Here is a 14,281-nt window from a genome sequence, read left to right as displayed (position 1 = left end):
GATGTCCGTACTGGTGGTGTCCGGCACGGGCACGGAGATCGGCAAGACGGTGGTCACCTCGGCCGTCGCCGCCGCTGCGGTGGCCCGCGGCCTGTCGGTGGCGGTCCTCAAGCCCGCCCAGACGGGCGTGGGCCCGGACGAGCCCGGGGACGCCGCCGAGGCCGTCCGGCTCGCGGGCCCCTCGGTCACGGCGGTGGAGCTGGCCCGCTACCCGGAGCCGCTGGCCCCGGACACCGCGGCCCGCCGCTCGGGGCTGCCGACCCTCTCGCCCGCGGAGATCGCCCGGGCGGCGGAACGGCTGTCCCTGACCCACGACCTGGTCCTGGTGGAGGGCGCGGGCGGGCTGCTGGTCCGCTTCGACGAGGCGGGGCACACCCTCGCGGACACGGCCCGGCAGCTCGGCGCCCCGGTGCTGCTGGTCGCCCCGGCGGGCCTCGGCACGCTGAACAGCACCGCCCTGACGGCGGAGGCCCTGCGGGCCCGCGGCCTGACCGGGCTGGGCGTGGTCGTCGGCAGCTGGCCCGCAGACCCGGACCTGGCCTCCCGCTGCAACCTCGCGGACCTGCCGAAGGTCTCGGACCTGCCGCTGCTGGGCGCGGTCCCGCACGGCGCGGCCGCCACCTCCCCGGCCGCCTTCCGCACCGCGGCCCCCTCCTGGCTGGCCCCACCCCTCCACGGCACCTGGACGGCCCAGTCCTTCCTGACCACCTGGCCGGCGTAACCCCCCCGACCCCCACCCTCCGCCGAACCCCGGTCCGGGTCCGGGCCCAGGCCCGGGCCCGGCGGATGCCGCCCCCACGCCCAGCCAGGCACCGCTGGGGGCCGCAGCCCGGCCCCGCCCACTCTCAGCTGGGCTCCGCTGGACGCCACGACCCCGCCTCCAGCCCCAGCCAGGCACCGCGGGGCGCCGCAGCCCCACCCCCAGCCCCGCCGGCGTTTGAGGCGCGGGGGCCCGGGGGCGGAGCCCCCGCAACGGCGCCGCGGCGGGGCGGTTACCGGCAGCGCCACCCCACGGCAGGGATGAGCGCCGGCGGACCGGGCACGCTGAAGGTACGCACCCGTCCGCCGCCCCGGAGGTTCGTCATGTCGCCGCGCCCCGAACCAAGCGTCCTGCCCCCCGACCCGGTCCACCACCCGCTCTTCGCCCGGTTCTACGCCCGTGCCAGCACCACCGCCGAGACCCGCGGCGGCATCGGCGCCCTCCGCCGCGAGCTGCTGCACGGCGTCTCCGGCCGGGTGATCGAGATCGGCGCCGGGAACGGCCTGAACTTCGCCCACTACCCGCGCGCCGTCTCCGAGGTGGTGGCCGTCGAACCGGAGCGCACCCTGCGCCGGCTCGCCGTGTCGGCCGCCCTGCGCTCCGAGGTCCCGGTGGACGTCGTGCCCGGCGTGGCCGAGTCCCTCCCGGTGAAGAGCGAGGCCTTCGACGCCGCCGTCGCCGCCTTGGTGCTGTGCACCGTACGGGACCTGCCCCGCACCCTCGCCGAGCTGCACCGCGTGCTCCGCCCGGACGCCGAGCTGCGCTTCCTGGAGCACGGCCTCGCGCCCGGCCCCGGCATGGCCGCCGTGCAGCGGGCGCTGGACCGGACCGTCTGGCCCCGTCTCTTCGGCGGCTGCCACACGTCCCGCGACCCGCTCGCCTCCATCGAAGCCGCGGGCTTCCGGATCGTCTCGCAGCGCTCCTTCCGGCTGCCGGAGCGCGGCCCGGCCCTCCCGACCTCGTACTGCGTGATCGGTTCGGCCCGCCGCTCCCCGGCCTGAGCCGGGGCGCGTACGGGGGGCCGGTGTCAGCGGGCGAGCGGCTTGACCCAGCGCGTCCAGTGCTCCTCGGGCCCGTATCCGCCCGCTTCCCATGCGCGGTGCGCCCGCTCGTTGCGGTCGAGCACCATCGCGTCCGCGCGCCGCCCGCCGAGGGCCGTGAACCGCTCCTCGGCGGCGGCCAGCAGCGCCGCCCCGATGCCCTGTCTGCGGTGCCCCGGGTGGACCGCGAGCCGGTAGAGGTGGCAGCGCCAGCCGTCGAACCCGGCGATGACGGTGCCGACGAGTTCGCCGTCGCGGCGGGCGAGGAGCAGGGCGTGGGGGTCTCTACGGTGGAGGCGTTCGACCCCGGCGAGGTCGTCGCTGATACTCGTTCCCTCGGCCGCGCTCTTCCAGAAGTCGAGCACGGCGCTGAGATCGGCTGCCCCGGCGGGGCTGATATGAAGATCACTCATGGCCGGATCCCATCATCCGGTCGGGGCCGCCAGCAGAATGATGGACCCTCTTTGCCCGTCCTTTACCATGTGGTCAACAGTCCACTTCAACGAAAGGTGTGAGCGTCCGCCCATGGGCGAGCCTCCCAGTCCCCGGCATTCCGGTAAGCGACATCGCGCGACACCCCTCCTCCCGGCTGATCATGGGACGGAGGTGAACGACCGATGACCGAAGTGCTCCTGCTGCTCGTGGCGCTCCTGCTCTGCCTTGCCTGCGGGGTCTTCGTCGCGGCCGAGTTCTCGCTGACCACGGTCGAGCGCAGCGAGCTCGAACAGGCCGTCGAGCGGGGTGAGCGCGGGGCCGACAGCGCCCTGGCAGCCGTCCGCAGCCTGACGTTCCAGCTCTCCGGTGCCCAGCTCGGCATCACAGTGACCGGCCTGGTCATCGGCATGATCTCCAAGCCTTCCATCGCCGCCCTGCTCCAGGGCCCGTTCGAGGACGTCGGGCTGTCGTCCGGCGCCGCCTCCTCCACGGCTCTGGTCCTCGGCACCGTGCTGTCGACCGTCGTCCTGATGGTCGTCGGCGAGCTCGTGCCCAAGAACTGGGCGATCTCCTCGCCGCTGGTCATCGCCAAGCGCGTGGCCACCATGCAGCGGGTCTTCAGCCGGGCCTTCGGGCCGCTGATCGGCCATCTGAACACCACGGCGAACCACATGGTGCGCCGGCTCGGCATGGAGCCGGCCGAGGAGCTCGCCTCGGCCCGTACCCCGCAGGAGCTGGTCGCGCTGGCGCGGCACTCGGCCAAGGCGGGAGCGCTGGAGAAGGACACCGCCGAACTGTTCGTGCGGACCCTGAACCTGGCCGACCTGACCGCGGAGAACGTGATGACCCCGCGCGTCCAGGTCACCGCCCTCGACGCGCAGGCCACGGCCGAGGACGTGGCGAACGCGACGCTGGCCACCGGCCTGTCGCGCTTCCCGGTGTACCGCAACAGCCTCGACACCGTCGTCGGCACCGTCCACATCAAGGACGTGCTGGCCCTGCCCGCGCCGGAGCGCCCCCGCACCCCGGTGTCGCACCTGATGCGCGAGCCGCTGCTCGTTCCCGAGTCCCTGACCGTGGACCGGCTGCTGGACCGGCTGTCCGGCAAGAGGACGATGGCCGTGATCATCGACGAGTACGGCGGTACGGCCGGCGTGGCCACGCTGGAGGACATCGTCGAGGAGGTCGTCGGCGAGGTCCGCGACGAGCACGACCCGCACGAGACCCCCGACCTGGCCCCGGCCGGTACGGACGCCTCGGGGCGCCTGCTCTACTCCGCCGACGGCGCCGCACGCACGGACCAGCTCCAGCGGATCGGACTGCGGGTGCCTGACGGCCCGTACGAGACGCTGGCGGGCCTGATAGCGACCGAGCTCGGCCGGATCCCCGCCGTGGGCGACGGCCTGGACCTGGACGGCTGGCGGCTGGACGTGGTGGACGCCAGCGGGCGGCGCGCCGCCCGCGTGCTGCTGCACGCTCCGGACGGACCGGCCGGGAACCAGGCCGCGGAGGGGGAGCGATGACCGCGATCCAGTTGCTGATCGGCTTGGCGACCCTGGTCGTCAACGCCTTCTTCGTCGGCGCGGAGTTCGCGCTGATCTCGGTCCGGCGCAGCCAGATCGAGCCGTACGCCGAGCAGGGCGACCGGCGGGCCCGCGCCGTCCTGTGGGGCCTGGAGCACGTGTCGGCCATGATGGCGGCGGCGCAGCTGGGCATCACCCTGTGCACCCTGGTGCTGGGTGTGGTGGCGGAGCCCGCCATCGCCCACCTGCTGACGCCGCTGTTCGACCTGGTCGGGGTCCCGGACGGCCTGACGCACGCGATCTCCTTCGTGGTGGCGCTGGCGCTGGCGACCTACCTGCACATGCTGTTCGGCGAGATGGTGCCGAAGAACGTGGCGCTGGCGGAGCCGGTGCGCACCGCCCTGCTGCTGGGGCCGCCGCTGGTGGCCCTCACCCGTGGCCTGCGGCCGGTGATCTTCGCGATCAACGCCTTCGCCAACCTGCTGCTGCGCCTGCTGCGGGTGGAGGTGAAGGACGAGGTCGCGGCGACGTTCTCGGACGACGAGCTGGCCCGGATGGTCAAGGACTCCAGTGACGCGGGGCTCCTCGACGACCGGGCGAGCGAGCGGCTGCACGACGCCCTGGAGCTGGGCAGGCGGCCGGTGACCGATGTGGTGCTGCCGGCGGACCGGGTGGTCACCGCCCGGCTCGGCATCACCCCGGCCGACCTGGAACGGCTGTCGGCGACGTCAAGCTACTCCCGCTTCCCCGTGATCGACGCACAGCACCGGATCCTGGGCTACCTGCACGTCAAGGACGCCCTGGAGTCGGAAGGGACGGAGCGGGACGAGGCCTTCCCGCTGCCGGCGCTGCGGCCCATCGCCCAGGTCCGCGCGGAGACTCCGCTGGACGACGTGCTGACCGCCATGCGGCGCAGCCGTACGCACCTGGCGGCGGTGCTCGGGACGGACGGCACGATGACGGGGCTGGTCACGATGGAGGACGTGCTGCGCGAGCTGTTCGGCAGGCCGGCGGCCGCGTGACCGGCAGGCCCGGCTGATCCCCGGCCCCGCGGGTCCCCGGCCCTGCGGGGCCGGGGTACCACGCGGTAACATCGCTCCGCCATGGAGATGAATGCCTCTTACACCAGTTTCGTCGCGGTCGGCGACTCCTTCACCGAGGGCATGTCCGACCTGCTCCCGGACGGCTCCTACCGGGGCTGGGCCGACCTGCTGGCCGCCCGGCTCGCCGCGCGCGAGCCGGACTTCCGCTACGCGAACCTCGCCGTCCGCGGGAAGCTGATCCGGCAGATCGCCGAGGAGCAGGTGCCGGTGGCGGCCGCCATGGGCGCCGATGTGGTGACCCTGGTCGGCGGTCTGAACGACACGCTGCGGCCCAAGGTCGACATGGGGCGGGTGCGCGGGCACCTGGAGGAGGCCGTGGAGCTCCTGGCTCCCACGTGCGGGAAGCTCGTGCTGATGCGCTCCCCGGGGCGCAACGGGCCGGTGATGGAACGCTTCCGTCCGCGCATGGAGGAGCTCTACGCGCTCATCGAGGAGCTCGCCGCCCGGCACGGCGCCCTCGTCGTGGACCTGTACGGGGCCGCCGCGCTCGCGGACCCCCGCATGTGGGACGTGGACCGGCTGCACCTGACGGCAGAGGGCCACCGCAGGGTGGCCGAGGCCGTCTGGCAGACCCTGGGCCTGCCGCCCGGGGAGGACTGGCGCACCGAACTGCCCGCCGCGGCGCCCCCGGGCTGGGCGCTCCGCCGCTCCCAGGACCTGAGCTTCGCCCGGCAGCACCTCCTGCCCTGGGTCGGCCGCCGCCTGACGGGCCGCTCCTCCGGGGACGGCCGCCCGGCCAAGCGCCCGGAGCTGCTGCCCTACGAGGTCCTCGACCGCCAGGACCTCTCGTAGCAAGGCACAATCGGAGCCGGGGTCCCCACCTGCGTGAACGCACAGCTGCGGCCCAAGTAGAATTCCTCCACGTGACAGCCAAGCCCCGCATCCCCAATGTCCTGGCCGGCCGCTACGCCTCCGCGGAGCTCGCCGTCCTGTGGTCCCCCGAGTACAAGGTGACGCTGGAGCGGCGGCTGTGGCTCGCCGTACTGCGCGCCCAGAAGGACCTCGGTATCGAGGTTCCGGACGCCGCCCTCGCCGACTACGAGCGCGTCCTGGAGACGGTCGACCTCGCCTCCATCGCCGAGCGCGAGAAGGTCACCCGGCACGACGTGAAGGCCCGGATCGAGGAGTTCAACGCCCTCGCCGGTCACGAGCACGTCCACAAGGGCATGACCTCCCGCGACCTGACCGAGAACGTGGAGCAGCTGCAGATCCGGCTGTCCCTGGAGCTGGCCCGCGACCGTACCGTCGCCGTCCTCGCCCGCCTCGGCAAGCTCGCCGGCGAGCACGCCGAGCTGGTCATGGCCGGCCGCTCCCACAACGTGGCCGCGCAGGCGACCACCCTCGGCAAGCGGTTCGCCACCGCGGCGGACGAGCTGCTGGTCGCCTACCACCGTCTCGAGGACCTGCTGGGCCGCTACCCGCTGCGCGGCATCAAGGGCCCCGTCGGCACGGCCCAGGACATGCTGGACCTCCTCGGCGGCGACGCCGCCAAGCTGGCGGACCTGGAACAGCGCATCGCCGCGCACCTCGGCTTCGCCCAGGCCTTCACCTCCGTCGGTCAGGTCTACCCCCGCTCCCTCGACTACGACGTGGTCACCGCCCTGGTGCAGCTGGCCGCCGCCCCGTCGTCGATCGCCAAGACGATCCGCCTGATGGCCGGCCACGAGCTGGTCACCGAGGGCTTCAAGCCCGGTCAGGTCGGCTCCTCCGCGATGCCGCACAAGATGAACACCCGCTCCTGCGAGCGCGTGAACGGCCTGATGGTCATCCTGCGCGGCTACGCCTCGATGACCGGCGAGCTGGCCGGCGACCAGTGGAACGAGGGCGACGTCTCCTGCTCCGTCGTCCGCCGCGTGGCCCTGCCGGACGCCTTCTTCGCCTTCGACGGCCTGCTGGAGACCTTCCTGACCGTCCTGGACGAGTTCGGCGCCTTCCCGGCGGTCGTGGCCCGTGAACTGGACCGTTACCTGCCCTTCCTCGCGACCACCAAGGTCCTGATGGGCGCGGTGCGGGCCGGGGTGGGCCGCGAGGCCGCCCACGAGGTCATCAGGGAGCACGCGGTGGCCTCCGCGCTCGCCATGCGCGAGCAGGGCGCCGAGCGCAACGAGCTGCTGGACAAGCTGGCCGCCGACGAGCGGATGCCGCTGGACCGGGCCCAGCTCGACGCCCTGATGGCGGACAAGCTGTCCTTCACGGGCGCCGCCGGTGACCAGGTCGCCGCGGTGGTCTCCCGTATCGAGGCGATCTCCAAGCAGCACCCGGAGGCCGCCGGGTACGCGCCGGGGTCGATCCTCTGACCCCCGACGAGTTGAACGCCGCCCGCGACCGCGTCCTCCCGGACGTGGTCGCGGGCGGTCTGCGCGTGCTGTTCTGCGGAATCAATCCCGGTCTCCTCTCCGCCGCGACGGGCCACCACTTCGCCCGCCCCGGCAATCGCTTCTGGCCCGTCCTGCACCTGTCGGGCTTCACTCCGCGCCGCCTGGCTCCGGCGGAGCAGGAGGAGCTGCTGACCTACCGGCTCGGCATCACCAACGTCGTGGCCCGTGCCACGGCCCGCGCCGACGAACTGAGCGCCGAGGAGTACCACGAGGGCGGCCGCATCCTGACGGCCAAGGTGGAACTCCTGCGCCCCCAGTGGCTGGCCGTGGTCGGGGTGACGGCCTACCGCACCGCCTTCGGTGAGAAGAAGGCTCAGATCGGCCCCCAGGAGCGAACCATCAGCTCCACCCGCATCTGGGCCCTCCCCAACCCCAGCGGCCTCAACGCCCACTGGACCGCCGAATCCATGGCCCAGGAGTACGCCCGCCTCCGCGCTGCCGCCGAATCCCCCGACACCCCCTGACCCCTCCCAGCCCCGGCCCGGGCCCGGGCTGCTCGGGATCGGGGGACACTGCGCCCTCCACCAACCCCCGCCGTGACGGCCGGGGCTACGGCGGGTCGATCACGGTGACCCCCGCCACCAGCACGAGCGGTTCCTCGCCGTCCCCCTCGGCCACACAGACCACCAGCCACCGCTCCCCCACCCGCCACAGGTGCACATGGCCGGTCATCCCGCTCAACCGGGCCCAGGGTTCCGGTATCGCCTCGCCGTCGAACCCGCGGTCCCGCACCGACACCAGGCTGAACACCTGGGCCCGCCCCCACCGGTCCCCCAAAGCCTGGGTCAGGGCCCCGTACTCCGCGTTGATCTGGTCGGTGGCCTCGGTCCGGCCGGCTCCGCCGTCCTCACGGAAGTCCGCGGTCCAGCTGACCTGTACCAGGTGGTAGCCCGGGCCGCTGCTCAGCCCGCCGGACCAGACCGGCTCGGGCGGGAATGCCGTCACCCGGAGCCGGTCGATCGTGTCGAGGTGCTCTGCCGTGGTCATGCCGTCAGTATCCCGAGCACCACTGACAACTGGCCCGGTGTCACGCGTCCCGGCGCCGCACCGCGATCCAGCCCCCGACCACCGCGACCAGCGCCCAGAGCGCCATCACGCCGAGCCCGGTCCACGCCCCGAGGTCGCCGTGCGGCTCGATCCGCATCACCATCTGACCGGCGCGGTCCGGCATGTACTGCCCGAGGCCTCCCACGGCCTCACCGACGAGGAAGGACACGATGAGGAAGAAGGGGATGAGCAGGCTGATCACGGCCACCCCGCTCCGCAGGACCGCCGTCAGTCCGGCCGCGAACAGGGAGATGACGGACAGGTAGAAGCCGCATCCGACGATCGCCCGCACCGTGCCGGGGTCCCCCAGCTCCAGGGCGTACGGGCCCATGAGGGACTGCCCGGCCACGAAGGTCAGGAACCCGGTGACCTGCCCCACGACAAGGGCCAGTCCGCCCACCACCGATATCTTCGACAGATAGAAGCGGGTGCGGTGCGGAACCGCGGTGAAGCTCGTACGGAGCGCTCCGTTGAGGAACTCGGAGGAGAACGCGCTCGCACCGAAGACGATGGCTGCTGTCTGGCCGAAGTTGACTCCGTAGAAGGCGGCGAGGAGGGGGTCTTCGCCCATGCTGCCCTCCTCGGCCCGGCCTATGGCCGCCGCCGTCAGCACCTGGATCCCCACGGTGACGGCGAGGACGGATATCAAGGCCCCCAAGGCACCCCGGAGGGACCTGATCTTGATCCATTCCGAGTGCAGGACGGGCAGGGTGGGCAGAGCGGCGCTCATGGCAGAGCCTCCTGGGAAGAAGTGGGGCGATCAGTGGGTGACGGCGGCGAACTCGGCGTGGTCAACGGTGAGATCCAGGTAGGCCTGCTCCAGCGAGGCACGCTCGTCGGAGAGTTCCAGCATCGGGATCCCTTCACGGGCGGCCATCCTGCCGAGCTGTTCCGCCTGTATGCCGTCGACGGTCCAGCGGTCGGCACCAGCGCCCACCAGCTCGAAGCCGTCCCGGGCGAGGGTGGCCCTCAGGCGGACCGGATCCGTGGTGCGCAGCCGCACCCGGGGGGTGCTGCGGGCTTCGATGAACTCCTCCATCGATGTGTCGGCCAGCAGCCTGCCCCGGCCCAGCACGACGAGGTGGTCGGCCAGGGCTGCCGTCTCGGACATGAGGTGGCTGGAGACGAGGACCGTCCGCCCTTCGGCGGCGAGTCCGCGCATCAGCTCGCGGATCCAGATGATGCCCTCGGGGTCGAGCCCGTTCGTCGGCTCGTCGAGCAGGAGGACGCCGGGGTCGCCCAGGAGCGCAGCGGCGATGCCGAGCCGCTGGCGCATGCCGAGGGAGAACTTCTTCACCCGGGTCCCGGCGGCCGAGGCGATCCCGGTCTGCTCCAGCACCTCCTCCACCCGGCTCACGGGTATCCGGTTGCTGACGGCGAGGAACCGCAAGTGGTCGCGGGCGGTGCGCCCCCCGTGGATGGACTGCGGGTCCAGCAGCGCTCCCACCTGGCGCAGCGGGTCGGTGAAGGTGGTGAACTGCCGCCCGCCGACGGTGGCGGTGCCGGAGGTCGCCCGGTCCAGGCCCAGCAGCAGACGCATCGTGGTCGACTTGCCGGCGCCGTTGGGGCCCAGGAAGCCGGTGACCCGACCGGGCAGCACGTCGAAGGTGAGGCGGTCCACGGCACGGGTCGCGCCGTATTCCCTGGTCAGTTCTCGGATCTCGATGCTGTTCATGTCTCAAGATTCGCCGTCGGCCCCACCCCCCTCCCTCCCCCACGCGGGGGGATCGTCTCCCCCACGTGGGGGAGACGGCGCCCTGGGCGCGGCTGCCAGGATGAGGACATGACCCGACTGCTCCGTGCGCCCCTCCGCGGGGTCACGTACACCCGCTGGCTGCATCTGCTGGTGCCGATCCTGATCGTGTCCATCTGGCTGTTCATAGAGCCCGAATGGCCGTGGATGCCCGCCCTGATCGTCGCCCCGTTCGGGCTGCTGCCGTGGGTGCGGCTGGCCGAGGGGCTCCAGGCGCAGTTCCTGCTGACCCCGCACGAGCGCGGCAAGCAGGACGGGTCCATCAGCACGATGGCGTCGGCCCGTTGGGCGGACCGCTGGCGTACGGTCGCGTGGCTGGAGATACGTCTCGTGCTGGCGGGCGCGGCCATGCTGGCGACGGTGTGGCTGCCGATGACGGCTCTGGAGCTCGCCCTCGCGGGCGCCGGGCACGCGCTCGGTTCGGACGTCGAGATCCTGCCCCTCGTGCCGCCGCGCTGGGCTGCCCTGCTCCTCGTACCGGTGCCGTTGATCCTGCTGCTGGTCATCGTGGTCCTGCTCGGCGAAGCTGTCACGGCCATCGCAGCGAAGCTGTTGGGCCCGTCCGCGGCCGAGCGGATGAGCGCGCTGGAAGCCCGCACCGAACAGCTGCTGGAACGGACGCGGATCGCCCGGGAGTTGCACGATTCCATCGGCCACGCGCTCACCGTGGCCGTCGTCCAGGCGGGGGCCGCCCGGGCGGCGGGCGACCCGGAGTTCACCGAGCGTGCGCTGTGCGCGATCGAGGAGACGGGCCGGGCCGCGATGGAGGACCTGGACCGGGTTCTGATGGTGCTCCGCGAGTCCGCGCAGCCGCCTTCGCAGCGGCCCACCCTGGCCGACGCGGACCGGCTGCTGGAGTCGGCCCGCGCTTCCGGATCCTCGGTGGACGCCGAACTGTCTGGTCCGCTGGAGCAGTTGCCGGGGCCCGTCAGCCGGGAGGGGTACAGGATCCTCCAGGAGGCGCTGACCAACGTGCTCCGGCACAGCGGGCCGGTTCCGGTCCGGGTCCGGGTCGAAGCGGCCGTGGGAAGACTGGACCTGGAGGTGACCAATCCGCTGCCGGCGGGCCCTGCGCTGATGACGGGCAGCGGCTCCGGTCTCCGCGGCATGCGGGAGCGGGCCGCTCTCCTGGGCGGGGAGGCTGAGACCGGACCGCACGAGGGCAGTTGGAGGGTCCGCGCACGGCTTCCGCTGGAGCGAATACGCTGACCGGATGCCGGTTACTGTACTGATCGTCGACGACGAACCCCTGGTGCGCGCGGGTCTGCGTGCCGTCCTGGATGCCCAGCCCGACATCGCCGTGGTGGGCGAGGCCGCCGACGGCGCCTCGGTCGTGCCGCTCGTACGGCAACTCCGCCCGGACGTCGTGGCGATGGACGTGCGGATGCCGCTGCTCGACGGCATCGAGGCGACCCGGGCGGTCCTGCGGTCGGTGGACTCGCCTCCGAAGATCCTCGTGGTGACCACGTTCGAGAACGACGAGTACGTGTACCAGGCCCTGCGGGCCGGCGCCGACGGGTTCCTGCTGAAGCGTGCCCGGCCCTCGGAGATCGTGCACGCGGTACGGCTCGTCGCGGAGGGCGAGACGCTGCTCTTCCCCGCGGCCGTGCGGGCCCTCGCCGCGGAGTACGGCAACCGGCAGGCCCGGACGGTTCTGGAGCGGGCCGCCCTGACCGAGCGGGAGGAGGCCGTCCTGCGTCTCATGGCGCGGGGCCTGACCAATGTGGAGATCGCCGCCCAGCTGATCATCGGCGCGGAGACCGTGAAGTCGCACGTCAGCGCAATTCTGGCGAAGCTGGGGGCCCGGGACCGGACCCAGGCGGTGATCACGGCCTACGAGTCGGGCTTCGTCGCCCCCGCCTGAGGACGGCCGGTGGCGGCCGATGGGGGGCTGCTTCTCGCCGCCGCACCCGGTGGGCAGTACGATCCGGCTTGACACGCTCGCCAGCTGGGAGGACACACGTTGGGGCAGCTGACCGGCGGGGACCCCTCTCTGCTCAGGCGAATCAATTCCGCCGTGGTGCTGAGAGCACTGCGCGCGGCCGAAGCGCCGACCCTCACCGACCTCACCCGGGTGACCGGGCTCTCCCGGCCCACCGTGGAGGGGGTCGTGGAGGGACTGATCGGCACCGGGCTCGTCGTCGAGGCGGACGCGGAGGAAGGTGCGCGGCGGCAGGGGCGACCGGCCAGGCGCTTCCGGTTCCGCGCCGAAGCCGGGCACCTGCTGGGCATCGAGATCGGCTCGCACCGGATCGCGGTGCTGCTGTCCGGGCTGGACGGGCGCGTCATCGGCGCCGGCACCAAGGACGTCGCCGAGACGGCTTCGGCCGACGAGCGCCTGGAGCGGGTGCGGGCGGCGGTCGCCGATCTCCTGCGCCGGGCCGGTGTGCCCCGTGACTCCCTGCGGGCGGTCGGGGTCGGCAGCCCCGGGATCGTGGAGGCGGACGGCACGGTCCGCCTCGGTACGGCCCTGCCGGGCTGGACCGGACTGCCCCTCGGGGAACGGCTGCGGCGGTCCTTCCGCTGCCCGGTGCAGGTGGAGAACGACGCCAACGCGGCGGCGGTCGCCGAGCACTGGAAGGGGGCCGCTCGGGACACCGACGACATCGTGTTCGTGATGGCGGGCCTCAGCCCGGGCGCCGGTTCGCTGATCGGCGGACGGCTGCACCGGGGCTTCGGCGGGGCGGCCGGCGAGATCGGCGCGCTGCACCTGCTGGGCCGCGAGGTCACGCCGGAGAGGCTGCTGTCGACCACCGGGGAACCCTTGCACCCGCTGGACGAGCCCGCGGTCGCCGAGGTCTTCGCGATGGCCAAGCGGGGCGACGAGCGGGCTGTGGCGGCGGTGGAGCGCTTCCTCCAGCGCCTGGTCCACGACGTGGCGGCGCTGGTCCTGGCCATGGATCCGGAGGTGGTCGTGGTCGGTGGCTGGGCCGCCGGGCTGGACGGCGTCCTGGGACCCCTGCGACAGGAACTGGAGCGCTACTGCCTGCGCCCGCCCCGGGTGACGCTGTCCCTGCTGGGCGAGGCGGCCGTGGCCACGGGTGCGCTGCGGCTGGCGATGGAACACGTCGAGGAGGAACTCTTCGCCGTGGAGAGGACGGTCACGGCCCGCCGCCGCTGACCGCCACGGCGCGGCGCCGCCCGGTGATCCGGGCGACGGCCCCGGCACCGGCCTGCGCAGCGGCACCGGTACGACTGCGGGTGCCGGGACGTACCGGCGCCCGCAGTCGTATCCGCCTGGGTCAGGAGGCGACGCGCGGTTCGTGGGTGATCTCGACAGCGCCCGTGTCCCCGAAGGTGAGGCGGCACGTGTCGGCACGGTAGGTGGCGACCGAGACGGCGGCCGTGCCCGCGGCGGTGAAGAAGCGGGTGGTGACCAGGAGCACCGGGGCGCCGGGCAGGCGGTCCAGTTCCTTGGCGTCGTCGGCGCGGGCGGAGCCGAGCTCCACGGAGCGGTCCTGGCCTTCGAGGACGAGCCGCTGCAGTTCGCGCAGGACGGTACGGGCGCGGGCGGGTCCTGCCGGGGCCTCGATGGCGGGCAGTCCGGGCACGGAGGCGGCCGGCACGTACAGCATCTCGGCGGCGACGGCCTGGCCGTGCGCCACGCGGGTCCGGCGCACCGTGTGGACGGGTTCGTCGGCGGGGAAGTCCCCGCCGTTGCCGAGGAGCCGCAGGGCCGCGGCGGGCGCGAGTCCCTCGACCGCGTCCACCGGCTCCCAGCCGTCGACGCCCTCGCCGGGCCAGCTGTGCTGCGCGGTCCCCACGGCGACGCCGACGCGCGGCGGGGCGACGGTGGTGCCGACGCCCCTGCGGCGCTGCAGACGGCCTTCGAGCTCCAGCTGCTCCAGGGCCTGGCGCAGGGTCGCGCGGGCAACTCCGAAGCGGGCGGCGAGCTCACGCTCGTTCGGCAGGACCTCGCCCACGGCGAAGTCCTGGTCGAGCGCCTCGCTGAGGACGGTCTTCAGGTGCCAGTACTTCGGCTCCGGCACCGTTTCGAGCTGCGTGGTCCCCACCCTGACTCCTCCTGCCATCGCTGCACTCGCCGTGTTCCAGCGGCAGTTCCGCGCCCTTGTTTATTAAAGGTTCTTGCACTATCCCTGCGACGATAGGACGGCGCACCCCCTTGGTCAAGACCAATGCTCATCCCTTTGCCGGGCAGATCGGGCATACGTATCAAGCCGTTCATGGGATGTTCTCGTGCGCTCCGAAGGCTTGTAGTCAAGGGCTACCGGACGGTAGTGA

15 protein-coding genes are annotated in these 14,281 nt (G+C 73.0%); 10 read left to right on the top strand and 5 right to left on the bottom strand.

Annotation, left to right across the window (positions count from 1 at the left end; all coding sequences use genetic code 11):
• Position 1 precedes the first annotated feature (1 nt).
• On the top strand, positions 2 to 721 hold the full coding sequence (bioD, locus tag ACFWUZ_RS03785) for a dethiobiotin synthase (RefSeq protein WP_384366514.1): 720 nt from the start codon (positions 2 to 4) through the stop codon (positions 719 to 721).
• Positions 722 to 1,083: 362 nt separating this feature from the next.
• Positions 1,084 to 1,761 (top strand): class I SAM-dependent methyltransferase, encoded by a 678-nt coding sequence (locus ACFWUZ_RS03780; RefSeq protein ID WP_384366512.1) that lies wholly within the window; start codon positions 1,084 to 1,086, stop codon positions 1,759 to 1,761.
• Positions 1,762 to 1,787: 26 nt separating this feature from the next.
• On the opposite strand, the gene ACFWUZ_RS03775 is transcribed toward ACFWUZ_RS03780, so the two are convergent.
• The gene (locus ACFWUZ_RS03775; RefSeq protein ID WP_384366509.1) at positions 1,788 to 2,213 is read right to left on the bottom strand and encodes a GNAT family N-acetyltransferase; all 426 of its coding nucleotides are present in this window, start codon (positions 2,211 to 2,213) and stop codon (positions 1,788 to 1,790) included.
• Between the two features lie 204 nt (positions 2,214 to 2,417).
• On the opposite strand from ACFWUZ_RS03775, the gene ACFWUZ_RS03770 reads away from it, so the two are divergent.
• The 5 genes from ACFWUZ_RS03770 (at position 2,418) to mug (ending at position 7,703) form a co-directional block, all read left to right on the top strand.
• Positions 2,418 to 3,758 (top strand): hemolysin family protein, encoded by a 1,341-nt coding sequence (locus ACFWUZ_RS03770; protein WP_384366506.1) that lies wholly within the window; start codon positions 2,418 to 2,420, stop codon positions 3,756 to 3,758.
• Positions 3,755 to 4,780: a hemolysin family protein gene (locus ACFWUZ_RS03765; protein ID WP_384366503.1), complete on the top strand. Its 1,026-nt coding sequence runs from the start codon at positions 3,755 to 3,757 to the stop codon at positions 4,778 to 4,780. Before ACFWUZ_RS03770 ends, ACFWUZ_RS03765 begins: the two co-directional genes overlap by 4 nt.
• An 81-nt stretch (positions 4,781 to 4,861) precedes the next feature.
• Complete coding sequence (locus tag ACFWUZ_RS03760; RefSeq protein ID WP_384366500.1) at positions 4,862 to 5,653, top strand: SGNH/GDSL hydrolase family protein; 792 nt, start codon at positions 4,862 to 4,864, stop codon at positions 5,651 to 5,653.
• Positions 5,654 to 5,724: 71 nt separating this feature from the next.
• Complete coding sequence (purB, locus tag ACFWUZ_RS03755; protein ID WP_384366497.1) at positions 5,725 to 7,158, top strand: adenylosuccinate lyase; 1,434 nt, start codon at positions 5,725 to 5,727, stop codon at positions 7,156 to 7,158.
• Positions 7,155 to 7,703 carry a G/U mismatch-specific DNA glycosylase gene (gene mug / locus ACFWUZ_RS03750; RefSeq protein WP_384367244.1) on the top strand — a complete coding sequence of 183 codons (549 nt, stop codon included), beginning with the start codon at positions 7,155 to 7,157 and terminating at the stop codon, positions 7,701 to 7,703. Before purB ends, mug begins: the two co-directional genes overlap by 4 nt.
• Before the next feature lie 85 nt (positions 7,704 to 7,788).
• On the opposite strand, the gene ACFWUZ_RS03745 is transcribed toward mug, so the two are convergent.
• From ACFWUZ_RS03745 to ACFWUZ_RS03735, 3 genes are read right to left on the bottom strand one after another with little or no spacing between them, the layout of a single operon-like run.
• Positions 7,789 to 8,226, bottom strand: coding sequence for a hypothetical protein (locus tag ACFWUZ_RS03745; RefSeq protein ID WP_384366494.1), 438 nt, complete (start codon positions 8,224 to 8,226; stop codon positions 7,789 to 7,791).
• 40 nt (positions 8,227 to 8,266) lie between these two features.
• Complete coding sequence (locus tag ACFWUZ_RS03740; RefSeq protein WP_384366491.1) at positions 8,267 to 9,016, bottom strand: ABC transporter permease; 750 nt, start codon at positions 9,014 to 9,016, stop codon at positions 8,267 to 8,269.
• Between the two features lie 30 nt (positions 9,017 to 9,046).
• Positions 9,047 to 9,961, bottom strand: coding sequence for an ABC transporter ATP-binding protein (locus ACFWUZ_RS03735; RefSeq protein WP_384366488.1), 915 nt, complete (start codon positions 9,959 to 9,961; stop codon positions 9,047 to 9,049).
• Positions 9,962 to 10,069: 108 nt separating this feature from the next.
• Between ACFWUZ_RS03735 and ACFWUZ_RS03730 the strand changes: the two genes are divergently transcribed.
• The 3 genes from ACFWUZ_RS03730 to ACFWUZ_RS03720 all read left to right on the top strand — a co-directional run bounded on the left by ACFWUZ_RS03730 (position 10,070) and on the right by ACFWUZ_RS03720 (position 13,160).
• Positions 10,070 to 11,248 carry a sensor histidine kinase gene (locus tag ACFWUZ_RS03730; protein ID WP_384366485.1) on the top strand — a complete coding sequence of 393 codons (1,179 nt, stop codon included), beginning with the start codon at positions 10,070 to 10,072 and terminating at the stop codon, positions 11,246 to 11,248.
• A gap of 4 nt (positions 11,249 to 11,252) precedes the next feature.
• A complete protein-coding gene (locus ACFWUZ_RS03725) occupies positions 11,253 to 11,903 on the top strand; it encodes a response regulator (protein ID WP_384366482.1) in 651 nt (216 codons plus the stop codon).
• A gap of 99 nt (positions 11,904 to 12,002) precedes the next feature.
• Positions 12,003 to 13,160 (top strand): ROK family transcriptional regulator, encoded by a 1,158-nt coding sequence (locus tag ACFWUZ_RS03720; protein WP_384366479.1) that lies wholly within the window; start codon positions 12,003 to 12,005, stop codon positions 13,158 to 13,160.
• 121 nt (positions 13,161 to 13,281) lie between these two features.
• Here the strand turns inward: ACFWUZ_RS03720 and ACFWUZ_RS03715 are convergent, their stop codons facing one another.
• Positions 13,282 to 14,052: a GntR family transcriptional regulator gene (locus ACFWUZ_RS03715; RefSeq protein WP_384366477.1), complete on the bottom strand. Its 771-nt coding sequence runs from the start codon at positions 14,050 to 14,052 to the stop codon at positions 13,282 to 13,284.
• Between the last annotated feature and the right edge of the window lie 229 nt (positions 14,053 to 14,281).

Origin of the sequence: Streptomyces sp. NPDC058646, assembly GCF_042716875.1 — a bacterium.
Classification (GTDB): domain Bacteria; phylum Actinomycetota; class Actinomycetes; order Streptomycetales; family Streptomycetaceae; genus Streptomyces.
The sequence above is the reverse complement of the archived record's forward strand: the minus strand, read 5'-3'. Positions and strand labels throughout refer to the sequence as shown.

What these genes read in the sequence shown, in the direction of transcription:
- bioD (WP_384366514.1), top strand. Translation starts at nt 2, where the DNA reads ATGTCCGTACTGGTGGTGTCCGGCACGGGCACGGAGATCGGCAAGACG.
- ACFWUZ_RS03780 (WP_384366512.1), top strand. Translation starts at nt 1,084, where the DNA reads ATGTCGCCGCGCCCCGAACCAAGCGTCCTGCCCCCCGACCCGGTCCAC.
- ACFWUZ_RS03775 (WP_384366509.1), bottom strand. Translation starts at nt 2,213, where the DNA reads ATGAGTGATCTTCATATCAGCCCCGCCGGGGCAGCCGATCTCAGCGCC.
- ACFWUZ_RS03770 (WP_384366506.1), top strand. Translation starts at nt 2,418, where the DNA reads ATGACCGAAGTGCTCCTGCTGCTCGTGGCGCTCCTGCTCTGCCTTGCC.
- ACFWUZ_RS03765 (WP_384366503.1), top strand. Translation starts at nt 3,755, where the DNA reads ATGACCGCGATCCAGTTGCTGATCGGCTTGGCGACCCTGGTCGTCAAC.
- ACFWUZ_RS03760 (WP_384366500.1), top strand. Translation starts at nt 4,862, where the DNA reads ATGGAGATGAATGCCTCTTACACCAGTTTCGTCGCGGTCGGCGACTCC.
- ACFWUZ_RS03745 (WP_384366494.1), bottom strand. Translation starts at nt 8,226, where the DNA reads ATGACCACGGCAGAGCACCTCGACACGATCGACCGGCTCCGGGTGACG.
- ACFWUZ_RS03740 (WP_384366491.1), bottom strand. Translation starts at nt 9,016, where the DNA reads ATGAGCGCCGCTCTGCCCACCCTGCCCGTCCTGCACTCGGAATGGATC.
- ACFWUZ_RS03735 (WP_384366488.1), bottom strand. Translation starts at nt 9,961, where the DNA reads ATGAACAGCATCGAGATCCGAGAACTGACCAGGGAATACGGCGCGACC.
- ACFWUZ_RS03730 (WP_384366485.1), top strand. Translation starts at nt 10,070, where the DNA reads ATGACCCGACTGCTCCGTGCGCCCCTCCGCGGGGTCACGTACACCCGC.
- ACFWUZ_RS03725 (WP_384366482.1), top strand. Translation starts at nt 11,253, where the DNA reads ATGCCGGTTACTGTACTGATCGTCGACGACGAACCCCTGGTGCGCGCG.